21 protein-coding genes are annotated in these 19,650 nt (G+C 69.9%); 12 read left to right on the top strand and 9 right to left on the bottom strand.

The window, feature by feature from the left end; all coding sequences use genetic code 11:
- The first annotated feature begins 97 nt into the window (after positions 1-97).
- Positions 98-670 (top strand): TetR/AcrR family transcriptional regulator, encoded by a 573-nt coding sequence (locus tag R8G01_17550; protein ID MDW3215806.1) that lies wholly within the window; start codon positions 98-100, stop codon positions 668-670.
- Between the two features lie 21 nt (positions 671-691).
- Here R8G01_17550 and R8G01_17545 read toward each other — a convergent pair whose 3' ends face one another.
- The 5 genes from R8G01_17545 to R8G01_17525 form a co-directional block, all read right to left on the bottom strand.
- Positions 692-1,492 carry an ABC transporter ATP-binding protein gene (locus R8G01_17545; protein MDW3215805.1) on the bottom strand — a complete coding sequence of 267 codons (801 nt, stop codon included), beginning with the start codon at positions 1,490-1,492 and terminating at the stop codon, positions 692-694.
- Entirely contained in the window at positions 1,489-2,289 is an 801-nt protein-coding gene (locus R8G01_17540) for a DUF2470 domain-containing protein (GenBank protein MDW3215804.1), read from the bottom strand. The genes R8G01_17545 and R8G01_17540 overlap by 4 nt, the downstream gene beginning before the upstream one ends.
- Before the next feature lie 40 nt (positions 2,290-2,329).
- Positions 2,330-3,349 (bottom strand): ABC transporter substrate-binding protein, encoded by a 1,020-nt coding sequence (locus R8G01_17535; GenBank protein ID MDW3215803.1) that lies wholly within the window; start codon positions 3,347-3,349, stop codon positions 2,330-2,332.
- Between the two features lie 35 nt (positions 3,350-3,384).
- On the bottom strand, positions 3,385-4,359 hold the full coding sequence (locus tag R8G01_17530; GenBank protein ID MDW3215802.1) for an iron chelate uptake ABC transporter family permease subunit: 975 nt from the start codon (positions 4,357-4,359) through the stop codon (positions 3,385-3,387).
- A gap of 119 nt (positions 4,360-4,478) precedes the next feature.
- The gene (locus R8G01_17525) at positions 4,479-5,567 is read right to left on the bottom strand and encodes an iron chelate uptake ABC transporter family permease subunit (protein ID MDW3215801.1); all 1,089 of its coding nucleotides are present in this window, start codon (positions 5,565-5,567) and stop codon (positions 4,479-4,481) included.
- Positions 5,568-5,692: 125 nt separating this feature from the next.
- Between R8G01_17525 and R8G01_17520 the strand changes: the two genes are divergently transcribed.
- From R8G01_17520 to R8G01_17505, 4 genes are all read left to right on the top strand, one after another.
- The gene (locus tag R8G01_17520) at positions 5,693-6,508 is read left to right on the top strand and encodes a siderophore-interacting protein (GenBank protein MDW3215800.1); all 816 of its coding nucleotides are present in this window, start codon (positions 5,693-5,695) and stop codon (positions 6,506-6,508) included.
- Positions 6,509-6,763: 255 nt separating this feature from the next.
- Entirely contained in the window at positions 6,764-7,351 is a 588-nt protein-coding gene (locus R8G01_17515) for a hypothetical protein (GenBank protein ID MDW3215799.1), read from the top strand.
- 39 nt (positions 7,352-7,390) lie between these two features.
- Positions 7,391-8,908, top strand: coding sequence for an iron-siderophore ABC transporter substrate-binding protein (locus tag R8G01_17510; protein MDW3215798.1), 1,518 nt, complete (start codon positions 7,391-7,393; stop codon positions 8,906-8,908).
- A gap of 160 nt (positions 8,909-9,068) precedes the next feature.
- On the top strand, positions 9,069-10,154 hold the full coding sequence (locus tag R8G01_17505) for an SIP domain-containing protein (GenBank protein MDW3215797.1): 1,086 nt from the start codon (positions 9,069-9,071) through the stop codon (positions 10,152-10,154).
- Positions 10,155-10,342: 188 nt separating this feature from the next.
- On the opposite strand, the gene R8G01_17500 is transcribed toward R8G01_17505, so the two are convergent.
- Positions 10,343-10,573, bottom strand: coding sequence for a hypothetical protein (locus R8G01_17500; protein MDW3215796.1), 231 nt, complete (start codon positions 10,571-10,573; stop codon positions 10,343-10,345).
- A 278-nt stretch (positions 10,574-10,851) separates the two neighbouring features.
- Here R8G01_17500 and R8G01_17495 point away from each other — a divergent pair, with 278 nt between their 5' ends.
- Both R8G01_17495 and R8G01_17490 read left to right on the top strand, forming a co-directional pair.
- Positions 10,852-11,763: an ABC transporter ATP-binding protein gene (locus R8G01_17495; GenBank protein MDW3215795.1), complete on the top strand. Its 912-nt coding sequence runs from the start codon at positions 10,852-10,854 to the stop codon at positions 11,761-11,763.
- Positions 11,760-12,620 (top strand): ABC transporter permease subunit, encoded by an 861-nt coding sequence (locus tag R8G01_17490; protein ID MDW3215794.1) that lies wholly within the window; start codon positions 11,760-11,762, stop codon positions 12,618-12,620. Before R8G01_17495 ends, R8G01_17490 begins: the two co-directional genes overlap by 4 nt.
- 57 nt (positions 12,621-12,677) lie before the next feature.
- On the opposite strand, the gene R8G01_17485 is transcribed toward R8G01_17490, so the two are convergent.
- Positions 12,678-13,745, bottom strand: coding sequence for a transaldolase family protein (locus tag R8G01_17485; protein MDW3215793.1), 1,068 nt, complete (start codon positions 13,743-13,745; stop codon positions 12,678-12,680).
- A gap of 424 nt (positions 13,746-14,169) precedes the next feature.
- On the opposite strand from R8G01_17485, the gene R8G01_17480 reads away from it, so the two are divergent.
- The 4 genes from R8G01_17480 (at position 14,170) to R8G01_17465 (ending at position 17,157) form a co-directional block, all read left to right on the top strand.
- A complete protein-coding gene (locus R8G01_17480) occupies positions 14,170-14,337 on the top strand; it encodes a hypothetical protein (protein ID MDW3215792.1) in 168 nt (55 codons plus the stop codon).
- A 237-nt stretch (positions 14,338-14,574) separates the two neighbouring features.
- Positions 14,575-14,961: a hypothetical protein gene (locus R8G01_17475; protein MDW3215791.1), complete on the top strand. Its 387-nt coding sequence runs from the start codon at positions 14,575-14,577 to the stop codon at positions 14,959-14,961.
- Positions 14,962-15,139: 178 nt separating this feature from the next.
- Positions 15,140-15,658 (top strand): MgtC/SapB family protein, encoded by a 519-nt coding sequence (locus R8G01_17470; protein MDW3215790.1) that lies wholly within the window; start codon positions 15,140-15,142, stop codon positions 15,656-15,658.
- Positions 15,655-17,157, top strand: a complete 1,503-nt coding sequence (locus tag R8G01_17465; GenBank protein MDW3215789.1) for a vitamin K epoxide reductase family protein — start codon at positions 15,655-15,657, stop codon at positions 17,155-17,157. The genes R8G01_17470 and R8G01_17465 overlap by 4 nt, the downstream gene beginning before the upstream one ends.
- 34 nt (positions 17,158-17,191) lie before the next feature.
- Here R8G01_17465 and R8G01_17460 read toward each other — a convergent pair whose 3' ends face one another.
- Positions 17,192-17,341, bottom strand: a complete 150-nt coding sequence (locus tag R8G01_17460; protein ID MDW3215788.1) for a hypothetical protein — start codon at positions 17,339-17,341, stop codon at positions 17,192-17,194.
- 324 nt (positions 17,342-17,665) lie between these two features.
- On the opposite strand from R8G01_17460, the gene R8G01_17455 reads away from it, so the two are divergent.
- Positions 17,666-18,769 (top strand): lysylphosphatidylglycerol synthase transmembrane domain-containing protein, encoded by a 1,104-nt coding sequence (locus R8G01_17455; GenBank protein MDW3215787.1) that lies wholly within the window; start codon positions 17,666-17,668, stop codon positions 18,767-18,769.
- A gap of 153 nt (positions 18,770-18,922) precedes the next feature.
- On the opposite strand, the gene R8G01_17450 is transcribed toward R8G01_17455, so the two are convergent.
- Positions 18,923-19,564, bottom strand: coding sequence for a hypothetical protein (locus R8G01_17450; protein MDW3215786.1), 642 nt, complete (start codon positions 19,562-19,564; stop codon positions 18,923-18,925).
- Positions 19,565-19,650 lie beyond the last annotated feature (86 nt).

Here is a 19,650-nt window from a genome sequence, read left to right as displayed (position 1 = left end):
GCCCGCTCGCGGACCACACCAAGCCCGGGCACGCCACCCGATGTAGGTTCGTCGGATCGCCACCACCTCCCAGGATCGAGCACGCCACGGCGAGCGGTTGTCGGCAGCAGCCCGGCGGACCGCGATCCTCGACGTCGCCCTCGACATCCTCCGAGCGGACGGCGAGCAGGCGATCTCGATCGGTTCGGTCGCTGAGCGGGCCGAGGTGACCCGGGCGCTCGTCTACAAGCACTTCGACAACCGGGACGACCTGGCGATCGCCCTGTACCGGCGCGAGGCGCAGCGGCTCGACGACCACCTGATCGAACTCGTGCGCGGCGCCGACGGCGGGTTCGAATCGAAACTGCGGGCACTGGTGCGCGGCCTCCTCGACGCGACCGACGTGTGGGGCCGCGTGTTCAACCCGTTGAGCGGGACCCCGGCCGGACCGATCGGACGCCGGGAACGCCGGGAACGTCAGGACCGCACGATCGGCTTCTTCGCCGACCTGGCCGCGCGCGACTACGGCCTGCCCGCCGAGCGGGCGCACCTCGCGATCCGTGTGTTGTGGGGCGGACTCGATCCGTTGATGTGGCAGGTCCGCCCGACCAGCGACACCGCCGAACGCGACGCGCTCGGCGACCTGTACGTGCAACTCGTGGTCGACGCCGTGCGCGGCATCGACACCTGACACAGCGTCGCGGCCAGGCGGTCAGCCCGGTGTCGACGAGTTGGTGGTCCCGATCGGCACGACCAGCGGCGTGTGGCTGACGGGATCGTCGATCACGACGCATCGGAGTCCGAAGACCTGCTCGACACGCTCTGCGGTGATGATCTCCCCCGGAGCGCCCGACGCCACGATCTCGCCACCGCGCATCGTCACGACGTGGTGCGCGTACCGACAGGCGAGGTTCAGGTCGTGCAGCACGACCACGATCGTTCGACCCGCGTCGCGCTGGAGCGCGGCGACGAGATCGAGCACGTCGATCTGGTGGCTGATGTCGAGGTACGTGGTCGGCTCGTCGAGGAGGAGCAACTCGGTCTCCTGGGCGAGCGCCATGGCGATCCACACCCGTTGACGCTGTCCGCCCGACAGCTCATCGACCGCCCGATCGACCAGTGCTGCGGTGCCGGTGGCCTCGAGTGCGGACAGCACGGCGGCCTCGTCGGCGTGCGACCACTGCTGCAGCAGCGACTGGTGCGGCGTCCGCCCGCGCGCCACCAGGTCGCCCACGGTGATGCCGTCGGGGGCGATCGGGCTCTGCGGCAGCAGGCCGAGCTGTCGCGCGACCTCCTTGGTCGGGAGCCGGTGGATCTCGCGACCGTCGAGGAAGATCGAGCCGCTGCTCGGCCGCAGCAGACGTGACAGCGCCCGGAGCAGGGTCGACTTCCCGCAGGCGTTCGGTCCGACGATCGCAGTGATCCGTCCGTCGGGAATTTCGATGTCGAGACGGTCGGCGACGACGTGACCGTCGTAGGCCAGCGTCGCCTGGCTCGCTGCGAGTCGGGTCACGCTTCGCCGACGTCGCGGGCGCGACGGGTGAGTTCGACGACCGCGCCGCGCACCTGACCGGCATCGTCGAGCGGACCGTCCGGGAACCCGAGGCGGGCGACGCGGAACCCGGCGGCGGTGTCGACGTACAGGGTCATCCCGTGGCGGTCGATCGCGTGCACCGTCGCGGACGTCGCCGTGTCGAGACCGCCGAGCCGGCGGGCGATGTCGAGGCATGCGTCGGCGTGGTCGGCGTTCATGTGGTCGATCGCGGCTCGCGCACGGGGGAGCACCGGGTCGGCCGGAGCGGCGGCGATGGTGGCGCCGTCGACCCAGCTCATCGAGCCGAAGCCCCCGACGAAGCGGGCCGACACGATCTCGAGTCGCCACCAGCCGAAGTCGGCGAAATCCATGTAGTTCGCCGTCTGCGGGTGGCGGGCGAGGTGTCGTTCGACGTCGGACGGCGTGGCGTCGAACGGGCGCAGGTCACCGACGATGCTCGCCCGCGGTTCGTCGAGCGGATCGTGCGTGTCGTCCGACGAGCGAGGCGCCGCGACGAACAGTCCGGCGCGTTCGACCCGGCGCGCGTTCTGTGTGTGTTCGGCCATGTCCGACAGACACATGAGCGCCGACCCGTCGGTCAGCACCGAGAACGCGGCGAGGCTGCCGTACGGATAGCCGCGCTCGGTGATCGTCGTCAGCGACCCGAACCCGGCCGCGACCAGGAGTGTGCGGACGAGTTCGGCGTGCGAGGGGAAGTTGGCGGGATCGCCCGCCACGGGCGGCGCCCCGGCGTCATGGGCATCGGTCACGGACATGTACGTCTCCTGGAAGTGTCGAGGGTTGCCGGCATGGACATCACGATTCGGTCGGCGCGCGGTCGCGGAGGTCGGCGATCAACGTGGCGAGGAACGATCCGGCGCGCGGGCCGTTGCCGAGCATCAGCTGGTCGTCGTACGACAGCACCGCTCCCGCCACACCGGCGGGGGTCCTGGCCAACGCGGGGAGCGCGTCGAGCAGGCCGGTCACGCCGCCGACCGATTCCAGGCCGGAGGCGGGGACGAGCAGGACGTCGGGGGCGGCGACGAGCATCGCCTCGTCGGTGATCGGCGCCGACTCGACGACGCCGAGTTCGTCGGCGACGTCGATGGCTCCCGCGGCCTCGATCAACCAGTGACTCGCGTAGGCCTCACCGAGGACGAGCTGCGTACCGCTCCCCCGCACGTACAGCGTGGCGACGCGCAGACCGGTCGGCGCGTCGGCGACGGTGTCGATGGCGGCGTCGATCTCACCTTGCACCCGCTCGGCGAGGGTTCGACCGCGATCGGGAACGCCGAGCGCTTCGGCGACCGCGAGGATCTTCTCGGCGGCGCCGGTCGGCGTCGCCTCGTCGGGCACGACGACGAGTGGCACACCCACGCGTTCGAGGTCGTCGAGCGTCTCGGGTGGTCCGGCGAGGTCGGTCGCGATCAGCAGCGTCGGTTCGAAGGCGAGGATCGGCTCGGCGACGAGCGCACGCTGATACCCGATCTGCGGGAGGGCGTCCGCTGCCGGCGGATAGGTCGCCGAGAGATCGGTCGCGACGACGCGGTCGCCCAGACCGAGCGCGTACACGATCTCGGCGACGTCGCCGTCGAGCGGGATCACCCGCTCGGTCGAAGCGACGTGGACCTCCGCTCCCCGGTCGTCGATCACGGCGTGACCGTTGGGGGACACCACCCGTGCAGCGGTGGTCGCGGACGTCGCCGCCGTCGCGGTCGGCCCGGTCGTGGTCGGTGCAGTCGTGGTCGCACCCGTCGCGTCCGGCGCGACGACGGTGACCGGAGTGTCCGGCGTCGCGACCGAACCGTTTGAACCGCACGCGGCTGCGACCAGCACGATCGTCCAGATTGCCGAAGTCGGCCGACGCCGTGTCACAACGTCCCCGTCCGGGCTCGTCGGGTCAGCAGCCAGATGAGGTACGGCGCACCGACCACTGCGGTGAGGATGCCGACGGGCAGTTCGGTCGGGGCCAGCACCCGGCGGGCGGCGAGGTCGGCCACGACCATGACGAAGGCGCCGACGAACGCCGCCGGCACGACGCATGCGCCCGGGGTCTTCACGAGCCGACGGGCGACCGGACCGGCCACGAAGGCGACGAACGTGATCGGCCCGGCGGCGGCGACGGCCAGTGCGGCGAGCCCGACGGCCAACACGACGAGGACGAGTTTGGTGCGGCCGGTCCTGATCCCGAGCGCCGCCGCGGCGTCGTCACCGAGCTCGAGTCGATCGAGCGATCGCTGTCCGAGCACGATGAGCGGAGCGAGCAGCGCCAAGGCGATGCCGACGGTGCGCACGTGCGACCAACTGCGGCCGTTGAGCGAGCCGGTGAGCCAGACCGCGGCTCGCTGCACGTCGTGGATGTTCGCTCGCGTGATCATGTAGTCGACGGCGGCCGATGCCGCGAAGCCGATGCCGATCCCGACGAGGACCAGGCGCGATGCCGCCAGGCCGCGCTTCCACGCCAGCAGGTAGACGAGCAGCGCGGTGGCAACACCGCCGGCGACGGCGCCGGTGGCGATCTCGAGGCTCGAGCCGCCTGCGACCACGATCATGAACACGGCGCCGAACGCCGCACCCTGCTGGAAGCCGACGATGTCGGGCGACCCGAGTGGGTTGCGGACGAGGGACTGGAACACGGCGCCCGACATGCCGAGCGCGGCGCCGACGAGCATCGCCGTGAGCGCCCGCGGCAGGCGGAGCGTCTGCACGATGAACTCGGCATCCTCACCGCCGTCGCCGAACAGCGCTGCCAGCACCTGTCCGATCGAGAGCGGGAAGTCGCCGACCATGATCGACCAGCACGTCACCGCGAGGGTCGCCGCTCCGAGCGCGGCGCAAATCGCCACGGCGCGAACGTCGATCCGGACCGAGCACCATCGCGTCCGGACGACCCGGCAGCGCGACCGGCAGTGGCGGTCGGTCCTCCCGATCGCCGCCCGGGCCGACGGCGTCACGGTGGTCACGGTCACAGCCGGATCACCCGCATCCGGCGGACGAGCAACACGAAGGCCGGACCACCGATGCCGGCGGTCATGATCCCGACCTGGATCTCCCCGGGACGAGCGACCACACGCCCGAGCGTGTCGCAGACGAGCAGCAGGGCCGGCCCGGCGATCGCGCAGACCGGGATCAACCACCGCTGGTCGGGCCCGAACCGGGGCCGGACCGCATGCGGCACCACGAGACCGACGAACCCGACCGGGCCGACCGCAGCGACGGCGGCGCCGCACAGCAGCATGATCGCCAGACCACTGACGGCCCGTGTCCAACCGACCTTCGTACCGAGCGCAGCCGCCGTGTCCTCGCCGAGGGCGAGGACGTTGAGCGGGCGTGCGACGGCCACGGCGAGGACGAGGCCGGTGACGATGAAGCCGCCGAGGTTCCACACGATCTCCGAGTCGCGGCCCGACAGCGAGCCGACGGCCCAGAACCGGAACTGGTCGAGCGTGCTGGTGTCGAGCAGCGTGACCGCTCGGGTCAACGCGAACAGCAGCGCGCTCAGCGCCGCTCCGGCGAGGGCGAGTCGCACCGGCGTCGCTCCCCCACGACCCACCGAGCCGAGGAGGTACACCACGACGGACGTGATGGCGGCGCCGGCGAACGCGAACCAGACGAGCCCGAGGACCGAGCCGACGCCGAACGCCCAGATCCCGACGACCACGGCGAACGAGGCACCGGCGTTCACGCCGAGGATGCCGGGGTCGGCGAGCGGATTCCGGGTGACGGCCTGCATCAGCGCACCGGCGACGCCCAGCGCCGCGCCGACCAGCAGCCCGACGATCGTGCGCGGCAATCGGAGTTCGCGCACGATCAGGTGGTCGGTGTTCGTCGGGTCGTACGACGTGAACGCCTCGATCACCGATCCGACCGGGACCGCCTTCGCGCCGACCGCCAGCGACGCGATGACGACGGCCGACAGCAGTGCGACCAGGGTGGCGACGTCGACGGCACGTCGTCGGCCGAACCCGCACCGGCCGTCGTCGACCCTCGCCGCCGTGCCGGGCGATTCGTCCGGCGCCGCGGTGACGGTCCGAGGGGCAAGCGTAGTAGGCATAGCGACCAGAGCATATTAGGCTTGCCTAACAGATTGCGAGTCCGTGATCGCGCCGGGCCGTCGAGACAGCGGTCCGGCGACCGGCGACGGCCCCCTGTCGCACGACCAGCACCCCGAGGAGCCCCATGCCATCGACCGACCAGCAGCACGTCCAGTACGGCACCGTCGAGGCCGTCGATCGACTGACACCGAGCATGATCCGCATCGTGTTCGGCGGCGCGGGGCTCGCCGGCTTCACACGGACCGATGCCACCGACCAGTACGTGAACGCCGCGTTCGTCCCGGACGGAGTGCCGTACTCGGTGCCGTTCGACCCCGATGCGGTTCGGGATCTCGACCCGGCGATGCGGCCCCGCAACCGGCGGTACACGGTCCGAGCATGGGATCCCGACACGCGCCGGTTGACGATCGACTTCGTCGCCCACGGCGACGCCGGGTACGCAGGCCGGTGGGCACAGCGGGCGACCGTCGGCGACCGCCTCCAGATGGCCGGGCCGAGCGGTGACTACCGGCCGGATCCGACGGCCGCGTGGCACCTGATGGTCGGGGACGAGAGCGCCCTCCCGGCGATCGCCGCGTCGATGGAGGTGCTCGACGACGACCGGCGATGCGAGGTCATCGTCGTCGTCGACGGCCCCGAACACGAGATCGCGATGCCAGGCGGTGCCTCCGTACGCTGGCTTCACCGGTGCACGTCGGCGGCGCCCGAGGAACTGCTCGCGGACGCGGTCGCGCGCCTCGGGTGGCATCCCGGACGGGCCGACGTGTTCGTGCACGGCGAAGCAGCGGAGGTGCGCGCCGTGCGACGCTTCCTGATCGCGGAGCGCGGCGTCGATCGATCGGCGGCATCGATCTCTCCGTACTGGCGGCGAGACCACACGGACGAGGCCTGGCGCGAGGTCAAACGTCAGTGGCTCACCGAACAGGCGCAGGACGTCTGAGACCCTCGGCGGCGACCTCAGCCACCGAGGAAGGTCACGAGCCCGTCGACGAGGCGCATCTCCCCCTCGATGCCGCATGGCCGAGCCGGTCGAGTTCGACGTCATCACCGGATCGACGGCCGCGCCCTCGTCGGGACCGGAGCCGCCACCGCCGGGGATCGGGACAGCGGCCAGGAGCGACACCGACCGCGGCACACGTAGTCGCGACCCCTACCGTATTGCGTTAGGTATCCTTAACATGTATGGTCACCGGCCATGTACGACGGCGACCGTCACCGGGACGACCATCCGAGCGCTCACGACAGCGCCACCCGACGCCGTCTGACCCGCCTCCGCGAGGCAACGTGCCTCGCCCACACCGTCCCCGGCGTCTCGTTGCGGCTGGTGATGGCGAGCGGGGCACGGATCCTCGTGTCGCACAGCTGCCTCGGCGCCACCATCGCCCCCTGCCGGCTGCGTTCGGTGCTGCTCGCGCACAGCGCGGCCGCCGACACCGCGACCCGGTCGGTACGACACATCGAGCTCGTCGGCGGACTCGTGCACCTCGGCGCCGGCCTCTTCCAGTCCTCCACCGACGACGACGAGCGATGGTTCGTCACCTCGCTCCCCGACGACGCGATCGTCGAGATCGTCCGACGGCGCCCGGCCGACGACGCTGCGATCGGCGGCCCGTCGATCGCGGTGACGGTCAAGCCCGACCCCGCTCTCGGACTCTGCGCCGTGCGGATTCGCGATCGACGGCCCGATCGTGAGTCGGCCCTCGATGCCACCGCCGCCTGGCTCGTCGCCACCTGCCTCGTCGACGAGCTGATCGCCGACACCACCGGGCAACCGCAGCACTGAACCACCAGATCATCACCCCCGACACAGGAGAACACCCACGTGAGAGTCACCAGCCACCGCCTGATCTCGGTCGTCGTCGCAGCAGCGTTCGTCGCTGCGTGTGGCGGCGACGACACCGTCACCGACACGGCACCGACCGAGACGGCGACCGACCCCGCCGCGAGCGCCGAGGAACAGCCGGACGAGCCCGCCGAATCGAGTGACTCGGCCGACATGTCCGAGTCGTCCGAGTCGTCCGAATCGACGGCGCCCGGCGACGACGAGAGCGAGGAGGCGGCGGCCGCCTTCCCCGTGACGATCGAGCACAAGTACGGCGAGACGACGATCGACGCCGACCCCGAGCGCGTCGTGTCGATCGGGTTCGCGGAGCACGACGGCATCCTCGCCCTCGGCGTGACGCCGATCGGGGTGCGCGACTGGTACGGCGACCAACCGTTCGCGACCTGGCCGTGGGCGCAGGACGAACTCGGCGACGCCGAGCCCGAGGTCATCGCCGCCGCCGAGCTCAACTTCGAGCAGATCGCAGCGATGCGGCCCGACATCATCCTCGGTATCGCGTCGGGCATGAGCGACAGCGACTACGCTACGCTGTCGACGATCGCGCCGACGATCGCCCAGCCGGGGGAGTTCCCCGACTACGGCACGCCGTGGCGGGAGCAGCTCGCGGTCACCGGTCGGGCGCTCGGGCGTACCGCCGAGGCTGAGGCCGTCCTCGCCGAGACCGAACAGCGTTTCGCCGACGCCCGCGCCGCCCACCCGGAGTTCGAGGGAGCCACCACGGCGGTGGCGTTCACCTTCGAGGAACTGCCGGGCGCATACTCGTCGAACGACATCCGGAGCCAGGTGATGGCCGAACTCGGATTCGTCATCCCGCCCGAGTTCGACCAGCTCGCAGGCGACAGCTTCTACTTCAGCGTCAGTCAGGAGGAGCTGGCGACGCTCGACGTCGACACGCTGATCTGGATCCTCGGTGACGAGTCGGGCTACGCGGCCGTCCGGGCGATGCCGTTGCGGCCGACGCTGACCGCCTACACCGAGGGTCGTGAGGTCGTCGCCGACCCGCTGTTGAGCGGCGCGTTCTCGCACGCCAGTCCGCTCAGCCTCGAGTTCGTGATCGACGAACTCGTGCCGGAACTGGCCCTCGCCGTCGACGGTGACCCGACCACCGTCGTGCCATCGGCGATCGCACTCGACGACCCGGACGACGGCGTGCTCGACGACGACGAGCAGGCCGCCGCCGCCGCCTGGTCGACCGTGTTCGATTCGACGATCGGGTTCGACGTCAAGGCGCCGTACCTGGAGTCGTCCGACGAACTCCGCGCGACCGTCGAGTCGTACACGGCAGCCGGCGAGGCGATGGGCGGCATCGGCCTCGCGCCGACCGCTGTCCGCGTCGACGGTGACGTCGCGACCGTGACGTACGACGTGCTGTTCGGCGACGCCACCGCCTACACCGCCCTCGACGGTGAGATGGCACGCGTCGACGGCGTGTGGACCGTCGGGCGCGACGAGTTCTGCACGTTCATGGCCTCGGCCCGCAACGCCTGCCCGTCGTGATGGTGGACCCGCTCCCGTGGGGCTCGGTCGCGGAACGAGCGTTCGGGGTCGTGACCTGCTCGATGTGCGACGGGAGCGGGACGACGCTCGTCATCGGCGTTCGGCTGCCGTGTGCCTGCCGGCCGTTCGAGCCGGCGAGCGTGACCCGGGCGGTGACCGGGTGACCGCGCTGGCACCGGACGTTGCCGCTGCGCTCGACCTCACGATCGAGCACTTCAACGCCAACCATGCCGACACCGTGCTGTTCGTCGCCCGACACCTGGGCGGCTGGGCGGCCGTCGTCGATGCCGAGATCGTCGCCGTCGATGCTGCCGGGATCGATCTCGACGTGGTCGTCGACGGACGGCGGTCGCGGTCGCAGATCGGTTTCGAGGCGGTTGCGACCACGGTGGACGACGTTCGCGCCCAGGTCATGGCGACGATCACCCGGGCCCGAGCCGCGGCCGGCACCGCGGTCCCGCTGACCAGCGTGGAACGCGAGCTGGCCGCGGTGGCGGGTCTCGCCACGTTCGTGACCGGGGTCGTCGAGGTTCGCGACCTGACTCCGAACCTGCGCGAGATCGTGCTCGCCGGCGGGTTGAGCGACTTCCCCTCCGTCGGCGGCGACCAGTTCGTGTACCTCATGGTGCCGCGACGGGGCGGTCCGGAGATCCCCGACGGCTACTCGATGGTCGACCTCCGGGACGCCGACCCCGACACCGCTCCGCTCGCGGCGTACTACACCGTGCGAGCGTGGGACCCCGGCCGGCATCGACTGACGCTCTGGGCGGTGCTGCACCGACACGAGGGCGGCGTCGGCGGGTGGGCGGCCCGTTGCCAGGTCGGCGACCGCGTCGCATGTTGGGGGCCTCGCGAGGGCTTCGGTGCGACCCACGACGCACGACCGCACCTATTCGTCGTCGACGAGAGCGGTCTGGCCGCCGTTGCCGCGCTGATCGACGAGCTACCACCCACCGCCCCCGTACGAGTGATCGCCGAGACGATCGACGCCGACCACGAAATCACCTTCACCCGCAGCGATGTCGACGTCACGTGGCTGCACCGCGGCGGAGCCGCGCCCGGCACCGGGGCCCGGCTCCTCGACGAGGTGCGCGCCACGGTCACCGACGGAGCGGAACTCGTCGCATTCGGCGCCGCCGAGTCCCGGCAGATCACCGCCGTGCGCAAGTACCTCCGCCACGAACTCCGCATGCCGGCCACCGCCGTGTCGATGACCGGCTACTGGCGTCGCACCGACAGGCACTGAACCCTCGAGAATTCCGTGACGGGCGACGGAGGCGGGTGATGACAGATCCCGGCGCCGGCGGCACCCGGACGAGCACGGGCCGCGGCGACGGCCCATCTGCCAGCCCTGCTGGTTTCACCCGCTCGTCCGACTCTGCGAGCGGGAGGCTCGGGTGGCCGGCACAGCGGCCGCGATCGCGCCGGCTGCAGTCACGAGTCGCGCACCGCGATGCACCACGGTCGAGCGAGCGAGGCCACCACGAAGAAGACCGCGACGACGGCAGCGGTCAGGGGCCACCACGTGGCGAACGCTGTGAGGAGAACGCCGACGCCGACACCGACGGCCACGAGCATCCGGCTCGTGTAGCGGCGGCAGATCGTTCGGAACGAGCGCGGACGAGTGTCGGCGCTCTCGTTGATGGGGGTGTGTCGACGGCGCATACGAGATCTCCCCGTCGCTCGTACCCGAATACCGTGCTTGCGACACGTCGCTCGTGCACCTCGTTCGATCGAGACGACCGAACCCACCGCGACACCCGACACGAACCGTGAACGGCAACTTGTCCGGCGGTCGATGCACGGCGTCGGCAGTCGGTCGTGTCGGCTCCGAATGTCGAACGTTCGCCTCGGGTAGTTGTCCGGCATGTCCGATTCCGTGATGTTCGCGCCACCACCGACCGACACCGCTGCGCCCAACGCCCATGATGTCGCCCGCACCCGTGACGAATGAGTCCAACGGCGGCGAAGACGTCGCTCTCCGGACGTCCGGGCTCACGAAGCGGTTCGGCGACCACGCTGCGGTCAGGTCGATCGACCTCGAGGTTCGCACCGGTGAGATCTTCGGCCTACTCGGACCGAACGGCTCCGGCAAGTCGACGACGATGCGGATGCTGGCCGGATTGATCAGGGCGTCGAGCGGGGAGGCGGTGGTACTCGGCGCCGAGCCGGGAGCCCAGCCGACGCGCGTCGGCGCGATGATCGAGGAACCGGCGCTCTACCCCTACCTCTCGGGCCGACGGAACCTCAGCATGCTCGGTCGGCTCGTCGGCGCCGACGACGAGGCCGTCACCCGCCAGCTCGACGTCGTGGGGCTCGGGGAGGCAGCCGACCGGGTTGCGGGCGGCTATTCGACGGGCATGCGCCAACGGCTGGGAGTCGCCTGCTCGCTCATCCACGATCCCGAGTTGTTGCTCCTCGACGAACCGAGCGCCGGGCTCGACCCGTCGGGCGTCGTCGAGATCCGCGAGCTGCTCGGAGAACTCGGTGCCCAGGGTCGGACGATCGTCGTCTCGAGTCACATGCTCACCGAGATCGAACGCGTGTGCGACCGAGTCGCGGTGCTCAGCAACGGGGAACTCGTGTTCCAAGGCGATCTCGACGAGCTGCGCCGCCGCGATGGCGACGAACTCGTGGCGCGTGTGGCCCAGGTCGACATGGCGGTGCGCGCACTCGCCGAACTCGGCGTCGACGTACGACACGACGGGAACGGCGATGAGCTGGTCATCCTCGCCTCACCGCATCAAGCACCGGAGATCACGCGGTCGCTGGTGGCGGCGGGTGTGGATGTGTTCGCAATCTCCGAGCGCCGGCGCAGTCTCGAAGAGTCCTACATGGAGTTGACGTCCACGTGAAGCAGGCAGTCCGGTTCGAGTTCGGCAAGCTGCTCCGTCGACCGGCGATGTGGTGGGCGACCGTCGCCGCAGCGGTGATGGCGATCGTGTTCGGATACCTCATCCCGTACCTCGTCGGGCCCGGGACCGACGGCTCGGCCGCCGGGAACAACGGTGCCGAAGCGGAACCCGGGGAGGGATATTCCGTACCGCTCGAGTTGCTCCTCCCGGAACGCCTCGTGGAGAACGCGATCAGCGGGTTCCCCCTGTTCTATCTGGCTCTGGCGCTCGTGCTCGGCGCGTTGAGCTCGGGCAACGAGTACCAGTGGCGGACGATCCGGTCGCTGGCGCTCTGGGGTCGTGGGCGTACGACCATGATCGCGGCAAAGGCATTGACCCTCGTCGTTTCCGTCGTGTTGCTCGCGGTCGCCGCGTTCGTCGCCGGGGCCGCGAGCGCGCTGACCATCGCCGCCATCGAGGGGGCCTCCGCCTCGCCACCACCCGCCGTCGAGCTGGTGCGGGGCCTGGCGGCGGCGTGGCTGATCCTTGCGGTCGGCGCCGGGATCGGACTGGCAGGCGGAATCATCGCCCGTAGTGGCGGCACGGTCATCGGCGCCGGATTGGTCTACCTCTTCGTGGTCGAGCTCCTGCTGCGCAACTTCGCTGCCGAGTCCGAGTTGATCGAGGCAGCGGCGAAGGTCCTTCCGGGCACCAACGCCGGTTCGCTCGCGGGAAGCTTCGCCGAAACCGCCGAAGGAGCGCCCGGCGTCTCGGATCTCGTCGGCGCGACGCAGGCGGTCGTGGTGCTGCTCGCTTGGCTGCTGGTCAGCATCGTTGCGGCCACCGCCACCTTCACGCGGCGCGACATCTCGGCCTGAGAACGAATGGGGGACGTGCGGCCTGTTCGATGCAGCTCCTACACGTGGAGGCGAGGGTCACCGCTGGCGACGAACCTCGCGAATCGTGGAGAGGAGGGAGTCGAACGAGTCGGTGAACTTCCGGAGGCCGTCGCGCTGGAGTTCGTCGGCGACTTCGACAAGTGGACGGGTTCGGCGCTCGATCGTGCTGAGCGTCTCCATGATCGACGTGCGATCGAGATCATCGAGGCGGCTGATGTCCAGGCGCTCGAGGCCACACGCGGTATCGAGCGTCTCCCGTTTGAGGGTCGCAACGCTGTCGGGGGCGACGAGTTGGGCGACGTAGTCGGTCTCGGCGAGGTCGTCCGTCTTCGGCGACGTGCTCGCCCACAGCAACTGTTGGGGGAGTGCGCCGTCATCGGCGAGTTGGCGCCACTCCCGACGTTCGTTCGCGTCCCGCCACTCCGCCTGGACCGCCGCAGCCGACAGTACGGCGGCGCGATGGCGGAGCTCGTCGGGCAGGTCACCGTCGAGAGCAGCGTCGATGCGTGACAGAAAGAACGAGGCCACCGACGTGACGCCCATCGAGCGACCGTCTTGGCGACGTCGGTGCATGCCACGCTCGTAGGCCCGTCGCGCCGCTTGCCACTGGCTGATCCCGAACAGCAGGGTGACGTTCACGTTGATGCCTCGGAACGTGAGTTCCTCGATCGCGTCGATGCCCTCCGCCGTGCCCGGCACCTTGATCATCACGTTGTCGCGGGCGATTCGGTCACTGAGTTCGACGCCCTGGCGGACCGAGTCGACTGCGGACCGTGCCAGACGCGGCGAGAGCTCGATCGACACATAGCCGGTCCGACCACCGGACGACCGGTTGATCGCTGCGAACAGGTCCGCGGCCCGACCCACGTCGCGTACCGCAAGATTCCAGAACACCTCGTGGTCGTCGCCCTCGGCGTCGACGATGAACTCGTCGTATGCGCCCTCGGCAATCGCCCGATCGAAGATCGTCGGGTTGGCGGTCACGCCGGTCACCCCACACTCGTCGCGGAGGCGTTCCAGCGTGCCGTCGTCGAGGATCGTCGTCGAGATGTCATCCAGCCAAATGTGCTGGCCGATCCGAAGCATGTCGTCGAGCGCGGTCATCGTCACGTCACCTACCCGAAACTCCGGTACACAATGCGCCGCTCCTGCCGCTTGTGGCCACGTTGCTGGCCCCCCGACCGATGAGCGCTGCATCCGACGACACGCGCCGGGCCACCATCTGCGACACGATCGTCTCGATGTCACCTCACGCGTCTGGCAGTTGCGCAGAGCGGGTAGTCATCGTCCGTGGATGTCACCGACTCGACCATCGGGAGCGGCCGTGGATCGGCATGACGAGCCGGGTCACCCTCGCCGCTCTGGCAGACCGTTCGACCCTCGTGGGGAACACTGCTCCCCGCCCCTGACCGACGACGAACGTCGGCGCTTCGACGAGATCACAGATCGGATACGTGAACGTCGGCAGGCGGGCACCCTACGAACGAGGCTGCAGAACAGAACATGGACATGGGGCCTCCTCGCAGCGATGAGCGCAGGGCTCGGATTCGCCGCCCTCGGCCGGCTGCCGATCGTCGTACCGTTCGCCGGCTTCGTCATGACACTGATCGCTGTCTCCCAGATCACCCGACTCGCGCCGAATTCGAGCTGGTGGTTCGAGGCCAAGTGCCGGCTGGGGCTGGAAGCCGAGCGATGAGCCATCTCGATCCACCATCTCGATCGTCCATCTCGATCAACGACCCGCTGCGACGAGTTGGTTCGACAGAGCCGTTCGACCTCGCGACCACGTATGCCGGCGTCCGATGTCGGGAACGAGATGTCCATGGAGCCAACGCAGAGGAACTCGACATCCACCGTTCGGTCCGCACGCCGACCACCTGGTAGCCGAACCACGACACGCTGCCGGCGGGTCGCCGCGGCGGGCGGGCTGCTGGTGGCGGCACTGGCCGGGTGCGACGACGGCGACGCCATCGAAGACGACGCGCGATCCGTCGTGTCCGAGGTGGGCGAGGCGGCCGACGAACTGGCCGAGGACACGATCGAGCTGGCGGCCCGCAACATCGCGAGCACCCAGGGTGCCCAACAGTTCGAGAGCGCCGGGCATCCGCTCGACGGCGACCTGGCATGTGAAGCAGACGCGGCCGACGACGTCACGGCGGTGGAGGTCGACTGCACGGGCGTGACGCAGGCCGGTGGCCTCGCGACGTTGACGGGCGCTACCTCCGAGTTGCCCGGTGCGTCGGTGACCGAGCTCGACGGTGTTTTCGTCGGCACCGTCGACGACGAAGAGGTCTTCCGCACCGAACGCTTGGGCAACTGAGTCTCCTCGCTCCCGCGCGGGGTTTACGGCGGAGCCATCGCGGGAAGGACTCGGCCGGAACGCGTCGGTCGGATCTGAGCGGCCTCGGTTCGCATGAGCGAGGAACCCCAGGAAACGAGGGAGTCGAGTTGTCGTCACCACCATCGAACAGCAGTCCGCACGGGCAGCCACGGCCGCGATGTTCGAGGCTCGCGCCGCTCGACTCAGCGGCGCAGCCGAGCCCCTGATGGACGTCGGTCTCTGGCACATGGCGGGCCGGCTGGGTCTGGCGTGCCTGCTCGGCGGGATGCTGGGCATCGAGCGCGACCTCAAGGGCCACGAGGCCGGTCTTCGAACCCACATGCTCCTATCGCTGGGAGCAGGGCTGTTCGCCCTGGTGTCCGTCGCCTCGTTCGACGACTTCATCGATGCCGATGACCCGAACATCCAGGTCGATCCCAGCCGCATCGCCTCGTACGTCGCGGCCGGCGTCGGCTTCATCGGCGGCGGCACGATCGTGAAACACCGCGGCGAAGTCACGGGTCTGACCACGGCGACGTCCCTGTGGGTCGCAGCGGCAATCGGAGTCGCGTGCGGGCTCGGGCTGTGGCAGCCTGCACTCATCGTCGCCGCACTGGCGCTGGGGTCGCTGGCCGTGCTGCATCCCATCTCACGAGCGCTGGATCGACGATCCGGGACCGGCGACGAGGCGGCATGAGCCGTCGCGGTGTCACCCGTCCGATGGCCCAGGTGGAGGGCGACAGCGACCTGGGGAGCTCCGACGCGTCACGCTCGGACGAAACCCCGCTGGAACGTCACCACCGCCTGACGGTCTGGATCCCATGGACGATCATCGTGATCGGCATCTGGTTGATCCAGTCGCCATTCACGCTGGGATACCTCGACGAGCGGATCTGGGCCGTTCCCAGCGGTGGACGCGGCGTCTGGTTCTCCGACGGGACGCACGATCTCCTGCGGGCTCGTCTGATGACCTGGTCCGACGTCGTCAGCGGCGCGCTGTTGGTCGGCTTCGGATGGGCGATGCTGCGCCCCAATCGTCCGGTCACGTGGTGGGCAGCCTGCGGCGTCGGTGTGTGGCTCGTCTTCGCGCCGGTCGTGTTCTGGTCGCCGAGCGCGGCAGCCTTCGCAAACGATTCGTTCATCGGGTTGGGCGTGATCGCGCTCACCATCCTCGTCCCGGGCATGCCGAACATGGCGCGCTACATGCAGATGGGGCCACCTCGCCCGCCAGGGTGGACCTACAACCCGTCGAGCTGGGACCAGCGCTGGATCCTCATCGCACTCGGCTTCGTCGGGCTGCTCGTGTCCCGCTACCTCGCCGCATATCAACTCGGCTACATCGACACGGTCTGGGACCCGTTCTTCGGTTTCGGTGGGGGCACCGGGCGCGTGCTCGACAGCGACATGTCACACACGTGGCCCGTCTCCGACGCCGGCATGGGAGCGGTGGCCTACAGCTTCGAGTTCCTGATGGGCTACATGGGCGGGCCGGCGCGATGGCGGACGATGCCGTGGATGGTCACGATCTTCGGGATCCTCGTCATCCCACTCGGACTCGCGCACATCGCGCTCGTCATGTCGCAACCGGTCGTCGTACACGACTGGTGCACACTGTGCATCCTCGCGGCCGCAGTCATGCTGCCGATGATCCCACTCGAGATCGACGAGGTCGTGGCGATGGGTCAGCACGTGCGCGACTCCGCGCGTCGCGGCGACCGGAACGGCTCGGTCTGGACGATCTTCTGGTTGGGCGGCAGCGGTGACGACAGCCAGCCCGATGAGCGCACACCGGCGGTCCACCGGTTCCCGGACGAACCGGTCGCCGCTCTGCGAGCTGCGACGTGGGGCTTCGTGGCGACGCCGTGGCTCCTCGTGTCCACCGCGCTCGGCATCTGGCTGCTGTTCGCTCCGGCCGTGTTCGACGTCGACATCCGAAGCGGTGCCGCCGATGTCGCCCACATCGGGGGAGCCGCGGTGACGGTCTGCGCCGTCATCGCGATGGGCGAGGCGGTGCGGGCGATGCGATGGTTGAACGTCGTGGTCGGGCTCGGGGTCGCCGGATTCGTCTGGCCGGCCGCCACCGACACCGGCTACGCCCTCGCCGTGACGTCGACTGGCGTCGCCGTCGCCGTTGCGGCAGTACCGCTCGGGGCCGTGCGCGAACGGTACGCCGGCTGGCAGCGCCTGATCGTCTGACAGCCCGGGGTTCGGCGCAGCGGGTCGCCGTGGCTCACAGCAGGCTGGTCGTCACGCCGACCAGCCGGATCACGATGATCGCCCGGCTTTCGGTATCCGTGCGACGCACATCACCACCCTGGCGGGCAGCGCCGTCGTCGACACAGTTCGCTCCGGCTGCATCGAGGGCGAAACCGGCGGGCACACGAGGTCCGGCGAGCCGTGCGCAAATCGCGACCGCGCTGCGCCAACGCCGGCTGAGCTTCCTGGTCGACCTCAGGACTGTCCTCCAGCCGCCCCGCCGAACTCGCCGAGTGCTCGCGAGCGAGCCTTCCGGGGATGAGACCAGAGGGCGAGGTCCCATCCCCGGCTCCCGGTATCCATACCCGAGCCGGGCGACTGGTATTCACCCCGGACGAGGCGCACCGCGGCGTGTTCACCGCTCCCGGGCCGTGCATGCGCGACGGTCCTTCGGGGGTACGCATCCGGACATGCATCCTCGTGGCCACCCCTTCCCGGAGCGGTGAGTATGCTCGGATGGCTGCCCACCGGGTTGCGGTGGGCGTTCGCCGCGCTCGTCGTCGGTCTGGTCGTCTGGTGGTTCGTACTGCCGCAGTTCGACGAAGCCGAAGACGCCCTCGATCTCGTCGCCGACGTCGATCCACTGCGCGTCGTCGCGGCCGGAGTGCTGGTGGTGGCAGCATTCGTCGCGCAGGCCCAGATGGTCCGAACGGTGCTCCCCCGGCACGAGACGCCCCGACTCTTCGACGTCGTGCGCATCGAGTTGGCAGCTGCCGCTGTCAGCCACACCGTTCCAGGTGGAACGGCTGCCGGGACGGCACTGGGGTACCGACTCCTGACCGACTCCGGTGTCGATGGGACCTCGGCCGGCTTCGCCGTGGCCGTCCGGGGCGTGGGATCGTCCGTCGTGCTCAATGTGGCCCTCGGATCGGCGCTCGCCGTGTGGATCCCGATGAACGGGTTTCACGCGAACTTCGGTGTCGCCGCGACGGTTGGCGCCGTCGCCCTCGGTGCCGTCGGTCTCCTGACCGCCGCCGTGACGCGGTCGGCAGCTCGGCTCGTGGACACGATCACCCGGATCGCCGGAGCGATCCCCGGCGTCGAGAAAGACGAGGTCGGGCCGCCGGTCGATCGCTTCGTGCAACAGGTGCGAGAACTCGTGTCCGACCGCCCACTCGCTCTCCATGTCGGCGGCTGGGCCGCAGCGCATTGGCTCGCCGAAGCTGCCGCGCTGTGGATCATGCTCGGTGCGTTCGGGTGGTCGGGCAGCCCGCTCGCGATCTTCATCGCGTTCGGCGTCGTCAACGTGATCGCCGCCGTGCCGATCACACCTCGTGGGCTCGGCATCGTGGAGGCGGTACTGATCCCGATGCTCGTCGCGCTCGGAGCGCCTGGCCAGGTTGCAGCCCTCGGCGTACTCGCATGGCGCCTCCTGTCGTTCTGGGCCCCGATCCCGGTGGGCACGATCGGCTACCTGTCGCTCCGCATCGCCGAGCCCAGGGTCGGCGACGAGGACATGTCAGGAGCACGTCGTCGCACGATCCGAGAACTGGCGACTGCACGCCGGCCGCCCACAACGACCGTCGATGAAGCGACGGACACCGAGTCCTGACCCAGCGGAGTTCTGCCCAGCGGTGTTCTGACCCAGCGGAGTTCTGCCCCAGCGAGCGTCGCCGGTCGCCTTCGACGCAGTTTGGGGGGGCGGACACGCAACCATCACCCGCCGACGTCGATGATCGGTGCCGACGTCGTCTCGGCCGTCGCCTCAACGCAGCCGAGAACTCCCACCCGTCCGGTCGACGAAGAACAGTTCCACCGCCTCGACACCGGAGACTGCGTCAGCCGCCTCGGCGATCGGTGCCTCGTCGTCGGAGTGGATGGACACGACGAGGAGGTCGGTCTGCTCCTCGTCGACGAAGCTGTCCCGGTACGCGGCGCCCCACCCGGTGCCGGTCGCGAAGCTGATCATGCCGCCGGCCACGAAGCCGAACGCAGCGCCGCCGAGCAACGCCCCGATCAGCACCGTGGTCGACCCTTCCATGATCCAGACGGCGACGGCGACCACGAACGCCCCGAGGACGGCTCCGGGGACACCCCCGCGCACGACACGAGCAGCGGCGTGGCCCGTGACCCCCGCAGCGTCGGCGCGACCGGATACGTCCCGTTGTTCCGGTGAGGTACCTCGGGCGAGGAAGCCGACGGCGCGATCCTCGGGGAGGATCCGTTCCCACGCGAGCACCACCGATCGGGCAGCGTCCGGATCACGCGCGATCGCGACCGCGTTGTGCCGGAGCAGGACGGGTTCGGGTTCCGACGTCGAAGCGAGGTCGGCGACGGGCATCCGTCGCTCGACCCACTCGCGAACGCTGACGCTGTCCTCGGTGCCGGGGTCCGGTTCAGGAGACATCACGCGCCGATCGTTCCGAGGACCTGCCCGTCGTGAGCGAGGCGAGTTGTTCGGAGCCGAGCAGGTCGCGGTGTCGCTCGCCGACG

It is taken from the genome of Ilumatobacteraceae bacterium (assembly GCA_033344875.1).
Classification (GTDB): domain Bacteria; phylum Actinomycetota; class Acidimicrobiia; order Acidimicrobiales; family Ilumatobacteraceae; genus Ilumatobacter.
This window is presented reverse-complemented; position numbering and strand designations above follow the sequence as displayed.

Bases quoted from the DNA above. Each gene is read 5' to 3' on its own strand.
- R8G01_17540 (MDW3215804.1), bottom strand. From the start codon at position 2,289: ATGTCCGTGACCGATGCCCATGACGCCGGGGCGCCGCCCGTGGCGGGC.
- R8G01_17525 (MDW3215801.1), bottom strand. From the start codon at position 5,567: ATGCCTACTACGCTTGCCCCTCGGACCGTCACCGCGGCGCCGGACGAA.
- R8G01_17520 (MDW3215800.1), top strand. From the start codon at position 5,693: ATGCCATCGACCGACCAGCAGCACGTCCAGTACGGCACCGTCGAGGCC.
- R8G01_17515 (MDW3215799.1), top strand. From the start codon at position 6,764: ATGTACGACGGCGACCGTCACCGGGACGACCATCCGAGCGCTCACGAC.
- R8G01_17500 (MDW3215796.1), bottom strand. From the start codon at position 10,573: ATGCGCCGTCGACACACCCCCATCAACGAGAGCGCCGACACTCGTCCG.
- R8G01_17485 (MDW3215793.1), bottom strand. From the start codon at position 13,745: ATGACCGCGCTCGACGACATGCTTCGGATCGGCCAGCACATTTGGCTG.
- R8G01_17480 (MDW3215792.1), top strand. From the start codon at position 14,170: ATGAGCGCAGGGCTCGGATTCGCCGCCCTCGGCCGGCTGCCGATCGTC.
- R8G01_17470 (MDW3215790.1), top strand. From the start codon at position 15,140: ATGTTCGAGGCTCGCGCCGCTCGACTCAGCGGCGCAGCCGAGCCCCTG.
- R8G01_17465 (MDW3215789.1), top strand. From the start codon at position 15,655: ATGAGCCGTCGCGGTGTCACCCGTCCGATGGCCCAGGTGGAGGGCGAC.
- R8G01_17455 (MDW3215787.1), top strand. From the start codon at position 17,666: ATGCTCGGATGGCTGCCCACCGGGTTGCGGTGGGCGTTCGCCGCGCTC.
- R8G01_17450 (MDW3215786.1), bottom strand. From the start codon at position 19,564: ATGTCTCCTGAACCGGACCCCGGCACCGAGGACAGCGTCAGCGTTCGC.